Origin of the sequence: Pseudomonas sp. TWP3-2, assembly GCF_049897765.1 — a bacterium.
Classification (GTDB): Bacteria; Pseudomonadota; Gammaproteobacteria; order Pseudomonadales; family Pseudomonadaceae; genus Aquipseudomonas.
Genome location: NZ_JAFCWW010000007.1, coordinates 230913 through 243503, shown reverse-complemented (window position 1 = coordinate 243503; position 12591 = coordinate 230913). Strand labels below are relative to the sequence as shown.

At 60.0% G+C, this 12591-nt stretch carries 12 protein-coding genes; 2 read left to right on the top strand and 10 right to left on the bottom strand.

The window, feature by feature from the left end; genetic code table 11:
* Window positions 1–4: 4 nt before the first annotated feature.
* The 7 genes from ACP7EE_RS13505 to minC form a co-directional block, all read right to left on the bottom strand.
* Window positions 5–2161: a mechanosensitive ion channel domain-containing protein gene (locus tag ACP7EE_RS13505; protein ID WP_426234884.1), complete on the bottom strand. Its 2157-nt coding sequence runs from the start codon at window positions 2159–2161 to the stop codon at window positions 5–7.
* A 74-nt stretch (window positions 2162–2235) separates the two neighbouring features.
* A complete protein-coding gene (locus ACP7EE_RS13500) occupies window positions 2236–2412 on the bottom strand; it encodes a hypothetical protein (protein WP_420650354.1) in 177 nt (58 codons plus the stop codon).
* 237 nt (window positions 2413–2649) lie between these two features.
* Window positions 2650–3939 carry a M18 family aminopeptidase gene (locus ACP7EE_RS13495; protein WP_426234883.1) on the bottom strand — a complete coding sequence of 430 codons (1290 nt, stop codon included), beginning with the start codon at window positions 3937–3939 and terminating at the stop codon, window positions 2650–2652.
* A 67-nt stretch (window positions 3940–4006) separates the two neighbouring features.
* Window positions 4007–4642, bottom strand: coding sequence for an RluA family pseudouridine synthase (locus ACP7EE_RS13490; protein ID WP_426234882.1), 636 nt, complete (start codon window positions 4640–4642; stop codon window positions 4007–4009).
* A 91-nt stretch (window positions 4643–4733) separates the two neighbouring features.
* Complete coding sequence (minE, locus tag ACP7EE_RS13485; RefSeq protein ID WP_007944431.1) at window positions 4734–4988, bottom strand: cell division topological specificity factor MinE; 255 nt, start codon at window positions 4986–4988, stop codon at window positions 4734–4736.
* Window positions 4988–5800 (bottom strand): septum site-determining protein MinD, encoded by an 813-nt coding sequence (gene minD, locus ACP7EE_RS13480; protein WP_259501137.1) that lies wholly within the window; start codon window positions 5798–5800, stop codon window positions 4988–4990. The genes minE and minD overlap by 1 nt, the downstream gene beginning before the upstream one ends.
* A 169-nt stretch (window positions 5801–5969) precedes the next feature.
* The gene (minC, locus tag ACP7EE_RS13475) at window positions 5970–6707 is read right to left on the bottom strand and encodes a septum site-determining protein MinC (protein WP_426234881.1); all 738 of its coding nucleotides are present in this window, start codon (window positions 6705–6707) and stop codon (window positions 5970–5972) included.
* A 117-nt stretch (window positions 6708–6824) separates the two neighbouring features.
* On the opposite strand from minC, the gene ACP7EE_RS13470 reads away from it, so the two are divergent.
* Together ACP7EE_RS13470 and ACP7EE_RS13465 are read left to right on the top strand one after the other, a co-directional pair.
* Entirely contained in the window at window positions 6825–7757 is a 933-nt protein-coding gene (locus tag ACP7EE_RS13470; RefSeq protein WP_420650358.1) for a lipid A biosynthesis lauroyl acyltransferase, read from the top strand.
* A 35-nt stretch (window positions 7758–7792) separates the two neighbouring features.
* Window positions 7793–8950, top strand: coding sequence for a patatin-like phospholipase family protein (locus ACP7EE_RS13465; RefSeq protein WP_426234880.1), 1158 nt, complete (start codon window positions 7793–7795; stop codon window positions 8948–8950).
* Between the two features lie 101 nt (window positions 8951–9051).
* On the opposite strand, the gene ACP7EE_RS13460 is transcribed toward ACP7EE_RS13465, so the two are convergent.
* From ACP7EE_RS13460 to ACP7EE_RS13450, 3 genes are all read right to left on the bottom strand, one after another.
* Complete coding sequence (locus ACP7EE_RS13460; RefSeq protein WP_420650360.1) at window positions 9052–9837, bottom strand: outer membrane protein OmpK; 786 nt, start codon at window positions 9835–9837, stop codon at window positions 9052–9054.
* A gap of 373 nt (window positions 9838–10210) precedes the next feature.
* Window positions 10211–10996 carry an outer membrane protein OmpK gene (locus ACP7EE_RS13455; protein WP_426234879.1) on the bottom strand — a complete coding sequence of 262 codons (786 nt, stop codon included), beginning with the start codon at window positions 10994–10996 and terminating at the stop codon, window positions 10211–10213.
* A gap of 85 nt (window positions 10997–11081) precedes the next feature.
* On the bottom strand, window positions 11082–12440 hold the full coding sequence (locus ACP7EE_RS13450; RefSeq protein ID WP_426234878.1) for a nucleobase:cation symporter-2 family protein: 1359 nt from the start codon (window positions 12438–12440) through the stop codon (window positions 11082–11084).
* Window positions 12441–12591 lie beyond the last annotated feature (151 nt).

The window sequence follows — 12591 nt, the reverse complement described above, 5'->3', positions numbered from 1 at the left end:
GGTTTTACTCTTTGGTTTGGGTGCCGCCGGCAGTGATGACTTGGATGCTCATTCTTGGTGTGGCCAGATCCAGGCCTGCCTCATCCAGATGCCTTTTCAACGACAAATTAAACGCCCGCGATACTTCCCACTGTTTGATCGGCGCGGTCTTGAACCGTGCCCGCAAAATCGCGCTGCCGGATTCGAAACTTTCCACACCCTGTATCTCCAGTGGTGACCAGATGTTGCGCCGTTGCAGTGGATCGGTGCGCATCTTCTGGCCGACGTCGCGCATCAGTTTGATCGCGTCGTCGATTTCCATGTTGTAGGGCACGGCGACGCGGAAGATGGCGTAGCCGAATTCGCGTGAGTAGTTTTTGATGCTTTTGATTTCGCTGAACGGGATGGTGTGGACGATGCCGTCGATGTCGCGCAGGCGGACGGTGCGGATGGTCAGGCCTTCGACGGTGCCGAGGTGGCCGCCGACGTCGACGTAGTCGTCGATGGCCAGGGAGTCTTCGATGATGATGAACAGGCCGGTGATCAGGTCGGCGACCAGTGACTGGGCGCCGAAGCCGATGGCCAGGCCGATGACGCCGGCACCGGCCAGCAGTGGGGTGACGTTCATGCCCATGTTTGCCAGGGCGACGATCAGCGCGATGATGAAGATCGCCACGAACAGGACGTTGCGGATCAGCGGCATCATCGTTTGTGCGCGAGCGTTGGCCAGGCCTTTGCGTGAGCGGGTTAGGGCGTGGTGTACGGCGGTGTCGCTGAGGATCCAGATCAGCCACGCGAAGATCAGTGTGCCGATCAGGCCGAACAGTTTGACGCTGACGTCATGCCCTTCGCCCTCGGTGAAGCCGATCAGCGACATGCCCCAGACGCGCAGGCCGAGTTCGATGAACGCCAGCCACACCAGCAGATGCGCGAGGGTGTAGAAGAAGCTTTTCAGGCGTTCAGAGTACAGCGCGTGGCGTTTGACGCCGCGTTGCGGTTTGAGTGAATGGCGGCGCACGAGGCCGTTGATCACCATGCACAGCACCAGCAAAACCGTGCAGATCAGCGATTGGCGCAGGGCGGTGCTGGTGTCGCCGGCGGAGACGAAGGTCGCAAACAGTGAGATGCCGACCAGCACCAGTGCCGGGATGTACCAGAAGGTGCCGAGGATATCGATGGTGTCGCTGAGGGCGCGGCGCGTCAGGCGCCGTGACAGTGGCTGGTTGCGGATCAGGTGCGCGATCGGGCGGCGGAAGCGCAGGATGAACAGCCCGGTCGAGAGTGCCGCGAGGACATTGGCGATGGTCGCGGCGGTGTGCGCCAGGTGCACGCCGAGGCCTTCTACCAGGCGCGGGTCGCTGAGGGCTTCACCGAAGGCGGCGAAGCTGCCGATCAGCCATAACGGACGGAACGCCTGGTGGCGCAGGATGTACAGCGCCTTGTGCCGGTGCGGGCCGTCGAGGACGGAGAAGGCGATCACGCAGATTGCCGAGAAGCAAGTGCCGACCACCAAGGCATACGCCAGCACCATCGCCAGGCTTTTGCCCAAGGACGAAGGCAGCGCGTAGCTCATGTACACGGTGATGACCAGCGCGATCAGCCACGGCCCGAGTTTGCGCAGGGCGAAGCGCAGCATATCGAGGGCTTTGGGGTGTTGCGGCAGTTCTTCGGTCAGGCCGAAGCGCATGCGTACGCGGTGCCCGAGCCAGATCAGCGCGGCGGCGAGCAGGCTCCAGACTGCGAGAATCACCGCGAAGGCGAAGATGATCGGCAGCCATTCGCTGGCCGGCAGCATCAAGCCTTTGAATTCGGCTTTCGCCAGATCGAACTCGGCTGACCAGCGATTGAGCGGGCTGTCGGCGCCGGAAAACTGCTTTTCGAAACTGGCGAGGGTGCCGCCGATCAGGCCCAGTACGCCTTCTTTCGGGGTGGCCTGGGCTTTCTTGGTCGTGTCACGGAGTTTTTTCAGATCGGTGAGCAGCTTGGCGCGTTGCTGGTCATTTTCCAGCGACTTGATCACTTCATCGAGTGACTGGCCGAGTGGCACCTGCGCTTCCGGTTGCGCCTTGCTGGAGCTGCCGAGAATTCCCGGCAGGCCGACCGCGTGGGCGGGCGCCAACGGCAGCAGCGTCATCAGGCAGATAAGAAATACAGAGGGCAGAGCAAACAGACGAGCGAACACTAGGCGGTCAACCTCGCAAGGGGCGGATCGGGCGAGTGTACGAGGCTGTCCGGGTCATTGCGAGCCGCGGCGGGTTATTCGTTCAGTTTGGCGAGGATCTTGTAGACCACGGTGGCGAGGATCAACAGCATGCCGATCCACATGGCGAACACGCCGGCGTTTTTGTCGCGGAAGTTGAAACCGACCGCCAGCAGAATCATTCCGCAGAGGATCGGAATCAGCATGGCGTGGAAGGAAGACATCGAGATCATTGGCGACAGCCTTGTCGAAAGGGATGATTTAAGTCTAGGTGGAATTTCAGAGTGCGGTGCTGATGTGTATCACAGCACGACCCGATCTCGTGGCGAGGGAGCTTGCTCCCGCTCGATTGCGCAGCAATCGCAAACCAGGCAATCGCGGTTCGATTGAGAAACCGCGTTGGCAGATTTTGGGGCTGCTTCGCTGCCCAGCGGGAGCAAGCTCCCTCGCCACAAAGTTGACAGCAATTACTACGGCAACTCGCGGCAAGCGTAGAACGCACTCAGCACTTTGATCAGATGTGCCAGGTCATGGCTGCCGCACAGTTCGCGGATCGAGTGCATGGCGAAGGTCGGCAGGCCGATATCCACGGTGCGCACGCCCAGGTGACTGGCGGTGATCGGGCCGATGGTCGAGCCGCAGCCCATGTCGCTGCGCACCACGAAGCTTTGCACCGGTACTTCTTCGGCCATGCACAGATGGCGGAAGAAACCGGCGGTTTCGCTGTTGGTGGCGTAGCGCTGGTTGCTGTTGACCTTGATCACCGGGCCGGCGTTGAGTTTCGGGCCATGGTTGGCGTCGTGCTTTTCCGCGTAGTTCGGATGCACGCCGTGGGCGTTGTCGGCCGAGACCAGCAGCGATTTCTGAATGGTGCGGACGAACTCGTCACCTTCCGGCAGCAGACGGCGCAGGGTCTGTTCGAGCATCGGGCCATCGGCGCCGCACGCCGAGCAGGAGCCGACTTCTTCGTGGTCATTGGCGACCAGCACGCAGGTTTCTTCGGTGTCGGCGGTGAGCAAGGCTTGCAGGCCGGCGTAGCACGACAGCAAATTATCGAGGCGCGCGCCGGCTATGAAATCGCCGTTCAGGCCGATGACCGCAGCGCTTTGCGTGTCGTAGAAACTCAGCTCGTAATCCAGCACCACGTCGGCATTCAGGCCGTGTTCGCGCGCCAGTTGATCGGTGAGTACCGCGCGGAAATCCACGCGCTCGTCACCGGCAAATTGCGCGAGGATCGGCGGCAGTTCGGTCTGCGCGTTGATCGCCCAGCCCATGTTGGCTTCACGATTGAGGTGAATGGCCAAGTTGGGAATGATCGCAATCGGTGCCTTGAAATCGATCAGCTGACTTTCGACCTTACCGTCGCGCCGGAAGGTCACGCGGCCGGCCAGCGACAGGTCGCGGTCGAACCATGGGGCGAGCAGTGCGCCGCCGTAGACTTCCACGCCTAGCTGCCAGAAGCCCTGACGTTGCAGTTCCGGTTGCGGCTTGACGCGCAGGCATGGGCTGTCGGTATGCGCGCCGACCAGGCGGATGCCGTCATGCAGCGGCGAGTTGCGGCCCATTTTTATCGCGACAATCGAGGAGTCATTGCGGGTGACGTAATAGCGGCCGTTGGCCTCGGTGTTCCATGGCTCGCGCTCGTTGAGGCGCATGTAACCGGCGGCCTCCAGACGTTGCACAAGGCTGGCGGTGGCGTGGAACGGGGTAGGGGAGGCCTTGAGGAAGTCGATCAGGCCTTGGTTCAACTCTTCGCGCATAAGAAGCTCCAGACAGCGATGGGCGGGAGTTTAACGCATCGGCCGGAGCTTGGGACATTGTGCAGAGTCAGAACGGCGCCGGGCACTCGAAGCGCAGGCGTTCACCGCTTTGCGGGTGAGTAAAGCTGAGCATGCTCGCGTGTAGGCACAGGCGCGGCCAGGCTGCGAGGGCTTGTTCGTGGGCGTAGAGACCGTCACCCAGCAGCGGATGACCAATCGACAGCATGTGTACGCGCAATTGGTGCGAGCGCCCGGTGATCGGCGTCAGCTCGACGCGGCACCAGTCACCGCAACGTTCCAGCACACGCCAGAAAGTCAGGGCATTTTTGCCGAATTCGTGATCGACCACATGCCGGGGTTTGGTCGGAGGATCGTAGCGCAGTGGCAAGTCGATGCTGCCGCTGTCGAGTTCCGGCTGGCCCCACGCCAGAGCGGTGTAGGCCTTTTCGGTTTCACGGTCGTGAAACTGGCGCGACAATTCGCGATGGGTGTCAGGGTCGCGCGCCAGCAGAATGATGCCGGAAGTTTCCCAGTCCAGACGATGCACGATGCGTGCTTCCGGGTAGCCGTTTTCTTGCAGGCGGGTGATCAGGCAGTCCTTGTTGTCATCGGCCCGGCCGGGCACGGAGAGCAACAGGGTCGGTTTGTTCACCACCAATACGGCGGCGTCCTGATAAATGATGTGGACGTTGGACAACGGCATTAAAACAGCCTCGTAACAAATGCCAACGGCGGCTCAGGGCCATTCCGTTGAGGGAATGGCTCTGAGCCGCCGTCGTTCCTGCTCGATCGACTCAGCGATCTGGCAGGGTGATATTGAGTTCCAGAATCGAGCAGCTGCCCTGGTTTTCCAGAGCAACGTGCACGTCATCGGACCCGATATTGACGTACTTGCGAATGACTTCCACCAGTTCCTTCTGCAAGGCTGGCAGGTAATCCGGGGTACTGCGCTGGCCGCGTTCGTGCGCCACGATGATCTGCAGACGCTCTTTCGCTACCGATGCGGTACTTGGCTTCTTGTTAGCACGAAAGAAGTCAAAAATGTTCATTACCGACCTCCAAACAGGCGCTCGAAGAAGCCCTTCTTAGTGACGTCGAGGAAACGATGCTCAACGGTTTTGCCCAGCAGGCGATCAACCGCATCGCTGTACGCCTGACCGGCGTCGCTCTGGTCATCGAGAATCACCGGCACGCCGGAGTTGGAAGCCTTGAGGACTGCCTGGGATTCCGGGATGACGCCCAGCAGGGTCACCGCTAGAATCTCTTTGACGTCTTCGACCCCAAGCATTTCGCCGTCGCTTACACGCTGCGGGTTGTAGCGGGTCAGCAGCAGGTGTTCCTTGATCGGGTCTTCGCCTTTTTCGGCGCGGCGCGATTTGCTCGCCAGCAGGCCGAGCATGCGGTCCGAATCGCGTACCGAGGACACTTCCGGGTTGGTCACGACGATCGCTTCATCAGCGAAGTACATGGCCAGGTGAGCGCCTTTCTCGATGCCCGCCGGGGAGTCGCAGACCACGAACTCGAATTGTTCCTTGAGCTCCATCAGGACTTTTTCCACGCCTTCCTGAGTCAGCGCGTCTTTGTCGCGGGTCTGACTGGCGGCCAGCACATAGAGGTTTTCCAGGCGCTTGTCTTTGATCAGCGCCTGTTGCAGGTTGGCTTCGCCGTTGACCACGTTGACGAAGTCATACACCACGCGACGCTCGCAACCCATGATCAGGTCGAGGTTACGCAGGCCCACGTCGAAGTCGACGATAACTGTTTTGTGACCGCGCAGAGCGAGGCCGGTACCGATAGCGGCGCTGGTGGTGGTCTTACCCACACCACCCTTGCCGGATGTAACCACGAGAATCTTGGCCAAGGTGTTTCACCCCTAAGGAAGAAGGACTTTCTAGCCCTTGAAAAACATCTCTTGAAAACTACTGCAGTCGGACAGCCTTGGCTGGAATTTGGCTTTAGGCCTTTTTCCTACTTCGTTTGAGCCGTTTTCGCTACGTTTTAGAGATGCTTGGAAAATGCGGCAGTATCCGTTAAAGCCGAATGATGTTCAACACGTCGCCCGACAGGCTGACCTGTACGGCCGAACCCCACATCGGATCACGACGCAGGTCTTCGGAGACCTTGTAATGGCCGGCGATGGAGATCAGTTCAGCGCTCAATTGCTGACAGAAAATCCGTGCCTTGGTGTCACCCTTGACCCCGGCCAGTGCGCGACCGCGCATCGGGCCGTATACATGGATGTTGCCATCGGCAAGAAGTTCCGCCCCCGGGCTGACCGAAGACACCACCACCAAATCGCCACCCTGGGCATATATCTGTTGGCCACCACGTACTGGCGTGGTGATGACGCGGGTCGCTTTGATCGTCGGCTCGGGCGGTTTTTCCGGCTTTTTCTTCACCTCCGGCTCAGGCGTTTCCAGCGGTCGCTCACGAGCGCCGGATGGCGGCAGCACCGGGATGTCGATGGCGATGGCGGCGGCGATGTCTTCGATGCGGCTGGCGCGGATTGCCAGCGTGCGCAGGCCGTGCTGGCGGCATACGCGCATCAGGCCCGGCAGATCGACCGCGCCTTCACCCGGCGGCAGTTTGTCGAGGGCCAGCACCAGCGGCGCATTGCTGAAGAAGTTCGGCGCTTGCGCGACTTTGGCGGCCAATTGCCGATCGAGGCTGTCGAGGTCGTTGCGGGTCAGCTCCAGCACCGTAATGGCGAGCATGCTGCCCTTCAACTGAAAGACGGAAACTTGGTCTGGCGGTGCGGTTTGGCTCATGTCGGCATACAACGGCTTGTCACGGAAAGTGCCGAGACTTATAACGAGAACGCCGGCCAGCCGCAAGCCGGGTCGAACGATGTAGAATGCGCGGCCACTGCATTTACGGAAGCTTTAATGGATCGCCCGCGTTTTCGAACAGCATTTCTTGCTCCACGCTTCTGGCCGCTCTGGTGCGGCCTTGGGCTGTTGTGGCTGATCGTGCAGTTGCCGTATCCGGCATTACTGACGATCGGTCGTGCCTTGGGCGCGTTGATGTATCGCTTTGCCGGCGACCGACGGCGCATCGCCAAGCGCAATCTCGAATTGTGCTTCCCGGAAAAATCCGCCGCCGAGCGTAAACGTCTGCTCAAGGAGAATTTCGCGTCCACCGGTATCGCGTTCTTCGAAATGGCCATGAGCTGGTGGTGGTCGCGTGAGCGTCTGGCCAAACTGGCGCATGTCGAAGGGCTGGAGCATCTGCAAAACGCTCAGCGCGAAGGCAAGGGCGTGATTCTGATGGCGGTGCATTTCACCACGCTGGAAATCGGCGCGGCGCTGCTCGGTCAGCAGCACACCATCGACGGCATGTACCGCGAACACAAAAACCCGTTGTTCGACTTCGTCCAGCGCCAGGGCCGCGAGCGGCACAATCTGGATTCGCTGGCGGTGGAGCGCGACGACGTGCGCGGCATGCTCAAGTTGCTGCGCAGCGGCCGGGCGATCTGGTACGCACCGGATCAGGACTACGGCGCCAAGCAAAGCATCTTCGTCCCGCTGTTCGGCATTCAAGCGGCGACCGTCACCGCCACGAGTAAATTTGCGCGGCTGGGCAAAGCGCTGGTGGTGCCGTTCACCCAGGAGCGTCTGGCCGATGGCAGCGGTTACCGTCTGGTGATCCATCCGCCACTGGAAGGTTTCCCCGGCGAGAGCGAAGAGGCTGATTGCCTGCGCATCAACCAATGGGTCGAAGGCGTGCTGCGTGATTGCCCCGAGCAATACCTGTGGGCACATCGCCGCTTCAAGAGCCGTCCACCGGGCGAGCCGAAGCTGTACGCCAAACGCCGTTGATTGAACATTTCCTATAAGCACCATGGAGCGTTGCGATGAGCCCGACTGAACCGGTCACAGGTTTGATTCTTTCCGGCGGCGGGGCTCGGGCGGCGTATCAGGTGGGGGTGTTGGCGGCGATTGCCGAGTTGTTGCCGCTGGGCGCGGACAATCCCTTTCCGGTGATTGTGGGCACCTCGGCCGGGGCGATCAACGCGGTGAGTCTGGCCAGCGGCGCCACGGATTTTCGCGCCGCCATCGAACGCCTGACCTTGTTCTGGCAAGGCTTTCGCAGCCATCGCGTGCTGCGCAGCGACTGGCCCGGCGTGATCCGTCAGGCCAGTCGCTTTGTCAGCCACAGCCTGCTCGGCATTGGCCGGCAGTTGCCGGTGGCGCTGCTCAACAGCTCGCCGCTGCGCGATCTGCTCCACGACAAACTGCACATGCCCGGCATTGCCGAATCGATCGCGCAAAAGCAATTGCGCGCGGTAGCAGTGACCGCGTTCGGCTACGAGTCGGGTCAGGCCGTGACGTTTTATCAGGGCGGCGGGACGATTGATGCGTGGCTGCGTCATCGACGGATTGGCGTGCCGACGCAGTTGTCGGTTGAGCACTTGCTGGCGAGTTCGGCGATTCCGCTGTTGTTTGCGCCGGTGAAGATAGGCGAGGAATATTTCGGTGACGGTGCAGTGCGGCAGTCGGCGCCGATCAGTCCGGCGCTGCATCTGGGCGCGACTCGGGTGTTGGTGGTGGGCGTCAGCGGCAACCCGCGCGGTGTCGATCCGCAGCCGGTGCAACGCAACTACACCGGTCAGCAACCGACGCTGGCACAGATTGGCGGGCACATGCTCAACAGCACGTTCATCGACAGCCTGGAGAGCGATATCGAGCTGCTGCAGCGTCTGAATCAGTTCAGCCATCTGATGCCTGACGGCACTCCGACCCGCGCGCTGGGTGTGGCGCCGGTGGAAGTGCTGGTGATTTCGCCGAGTCAGCCGATTGATGAAATCGCCGCACGCCATCGCCAGGAATTACCGGCGGCGCTGCGCTTGTTTTTGCGCGGGCCGGGGGCGACCAAGACCAGTGGGGCAGGGGTATTGAGTTATCTGTTGTTCGAGGCGGGGTATTGCAGCGAATTGATTGATCTGGGGCGACGCGATGCGTTGGCCAAGCGCGAAGCACTGTGCCGGTTTTTGGGGATTAGGCAGGCTTGAAATTTGCGGTGCGACAATCGCTGGCAAGCCAGCTCCCACAGGGTTTTGTGTTGTTCACAAACTCAATGTGGGAGCTAGCCTGCTAGCGATGCTTTTTACAATCAGAAGTGGAACTTCACCAGGAAGCTTGTGGTGCTCTGATTGGTCTTGAACGCGCCGGTGTCGTCGATCCCGTACTTGTCTTTCCAGTAGTCGTATTCAACACCGACATACAACTGCTTCTCGCCGAAACTCAGCGCCTTGCCCAAGTCGTATTTGACCTGCGGGTTGAAGTGCAGGTTGGCGTGGTAGTCACCCTTGGAGTTGGAATCGTTGTCGACGACCCAGTCCATGAACCCGTCGATCAGGATGTTCGAATTGCCCACCGGGATGGTGTAAGACCAGGCCGGAGTGATCTGCCAGACGTTGTCACCGGCGCGCGGGCCTTCGGTGTGACGCTGGTAGAAGTTCAGCTGGAAGTAGTCGAAACCAGGAATCGCCAGGTCGAAGCCCGGACCGATCAGATAGGACTCGGTGTCGCCTTCGCCGAACTCGTAAGTCATCGCCAGCAGGACGTCTTTGATCGGACCGAATTCGATCTTCTGATCGAGCACCTTGCCCAGCGAGATGCGCGGGCTGAACTCGCCGTAGTAAGTGTTCGGGCCGTTGCTGAAGTCCTTGCCACCGTTGTAGAAGATCTTGTCGAGGAAGAAGAAGTTATCCCCATACTTCCAGCCATCGGCGTGCTCGAAGGTCACGGTTTGCTGAATGCGCGGGTTGACTTGAAAGTCCTTGCCATAGAGGTAGGTCAGGCTGTTGTTCTGCCATTGCAGCAGGCCCTCGGCCATGGCCTGACCCCCGGCCAGCATCGATCCCGCCAACATCAGGCTGGTGCACATACGTTTCATTCGGTTGCTCCCAAAGTAGGTGTTCCACGTTTATTTTTTTTAGATCGGCGCTCTGGTGTGGCGCCTTTTTTCGTTGCTGCAAAAATCATCCAACCGGTCAGCTTCTTTGCTGTTAGCAAGAGCTGCGCCAAGGCTTTTCGAAAAACAAAAAAACGCCCATCGGCGGCTCGAAAACCGTCGATTGTGCGTGATTCGGGTAGGCCTTGTTACTGACCCAAGCCTGGATAAGTTGGCTTTTCGGTCAGGAATTAAATCCGGGCTTTTTTTTAGACCGAATTCGGATGGCGGCGGAGAATACTGACTCCTTGACCAGGTCTCAAGTGCCCCGCAACAGAGCACCGATGACAGGTGTGGGGCACGGTTGCGGGTCATGTTAGAAGTGCACCTTTACCAGCAGGCTGGCGGTGTTCTGATTGGTGTCGAGGTTGGGGCTGCTTTCGATGCCGTATTTGTTTTTCCAATAGCTGTATTCAGTGCCGACATACACCTGTTTCTGACCCCAGCCGAGCGCTTTGCCCAGGTCATACTTGATCTGCGGATTGATGTGCAGGTTGGCGTGATAAGTGCCGCGTGAGTTCTGGTCGTTATCCACCACCCAATCCAGGTAACCGTCGATCAACAGGTCGGAGTTGCCCACGGGAATGCTGTAAGACCAGGCGGGCGAGATTTGCCAGACACCGTCACCGGGACGCGGGCCTTCGGTCTGGCGGCGGAAGATGTTCAGAGTGACGTAGTTGAAGCCCGGCACGTTCAAGTCGAAACCCGGGCCAATCAAGTAGGCCTCGCTTTCGCCTTCGCCATATTCGTACGTCATCGCCAGCAGCACGTCTTTGATCGGGCCGAATTCGAGTTTCTTATCGAAAATCTTGCCGAACGAGAAACGCGGGGTGAATTCGCCGTAGAAGGTGTGCGGGCCTTTGTTGCGGTCCTCCTGGCCGTTGTAGAAGATCTTGTCGACGAACAGAAAGTTGTCGCCGTACTTCCATTTGTCGGCGTGTTCGAACGTCACCGTCTGCTGAATCGACGGGTTGATCGCGAAGTTCTTGCCGTACAAATAGCTGAGGCTGTTGGTCTGCCAGAGCAATAAATCGCCGGCCATGGCCTGGGTTGCGGCGAGCAAACCGCCGCTCAATAGCAAACTCGATTGCGTGCGAATCATCTGTTGCTCCCTCTTGTTTTTATTTTTGAGGCACAGCTGTGGAGAGGGGGCCAGCCGTGGCAGGCCCCTTGGGTGAATACTCGGATCAATGCGGGTGGGCGTGACAGTCGTTGATGGCCGCGCGTTCGGCGCCGCCGAGGATGTTGAACAGCAGGTTCAGCGTCAGCGCGCTGAGGGTGGCCATGGCGATGCCACTGTGGGTGATCGGGCTCATCCACAATGGCAGATGGGCGAAGAATTCCGGACGTACCACCGGGATCAGGCCCATGCCGATGCTCACGGCCACCAGCAGTTGGTTGCGGCGGTCGCCGATGTCGGCTTCTTGCAGAATCTTGATCCCGGTCGCGGCGACCATGCCGAACATCGCAATCGCTGCGCCGCCCAGTACTGCCGGCGGAATCGACGCCACCAGAAACGCGGCTTTCGGCAGCAGACTCAAGACGATCAACAAACCGCCGGCAACGATGGTCACCGAACGGCAACGCACGCCGGTCATCTGCACCAGGCCGATGTTCTGCGCGAAAGACGAGTGAGTGAAGGTGTTGAAGAACCCGGCGACGAACGAAGCGCCGGCATCGCACAGCAAGCCGCGCCGCAACATGCGTGGGCAGACTTCCTGACCGGTGATCTTGCCCAGCGCCAGAAACATCCCGGTCGACTCGACGAAGATGATCACCACCACCAGACACATCGACAGGATTGGCGCGAGTTCGAATTTCGGCATGCCGAAATGCAGCGGCGTGACGAACTGCACCCACGGCGCGTTGGCCATGCCGCTCAGATCAACCATGCCGATCGCGCCGCACAATACGTAGCCGAAGCACATGCCGATCAACACCGAAATGTTGACCCAGAAGCCACGCATGAAGCGGTGAACCAGCAGGATAGTGCCCAACACCAGGGTGGCGATGGCCAGATAAATCGGTGAGCCGAACTCTGCAGCGGCGGCACCGCCACCGGCCCAGTTCACGGCAACGGGGAACAGCGACAAACCGATCGAGGTGATAACCGTGCCAGTCACCAGCGGCGGGAAGAAACGCACAACCCTGGACATGAACGGCGCGATGATCATGCCGAAGAACCCGGCGGCGATGGTCGCCCCGAAGATCCCTTGCAGACCGATACCCGGCATGCCGGCCATGGCGACCATGCTGCCGACCGCAGCAAAACTGGCGCCCATCATCACCGGCATGCGAATCCCCATCGGACCGATGCCCATCGATTGCACGATGGTGGCGATGCCGGCGACCAGCAGGTCGGCGTTGATCAGGAAGGCGATTTCTTCACGACTCAGGCCAGCGGCCTGTCCGATGATCAACGGCACCGCGATGGCACCGCCGTACATCAGCAGAACATGTTGCAAACCGACCAGGATCAGTTGCAAAAGGGGCAATCGCTGAATGGCGGGTGCGTCGGGGATGCGCGCTTTGGACAGCTCGGACATGCAACACCTCGGATCTTTTTATTCTTGTGATTGAACAGCTGCCGGGTGGCTCACAGCTGTTTCTTTGCATCGGGTTTTGTGGCGAGGGAGCTTGCTCCCGCTGGACTGCGCAGCAGTCCTTGCTCTTCAGGCAAAGAGCGGGGCCGCTTCG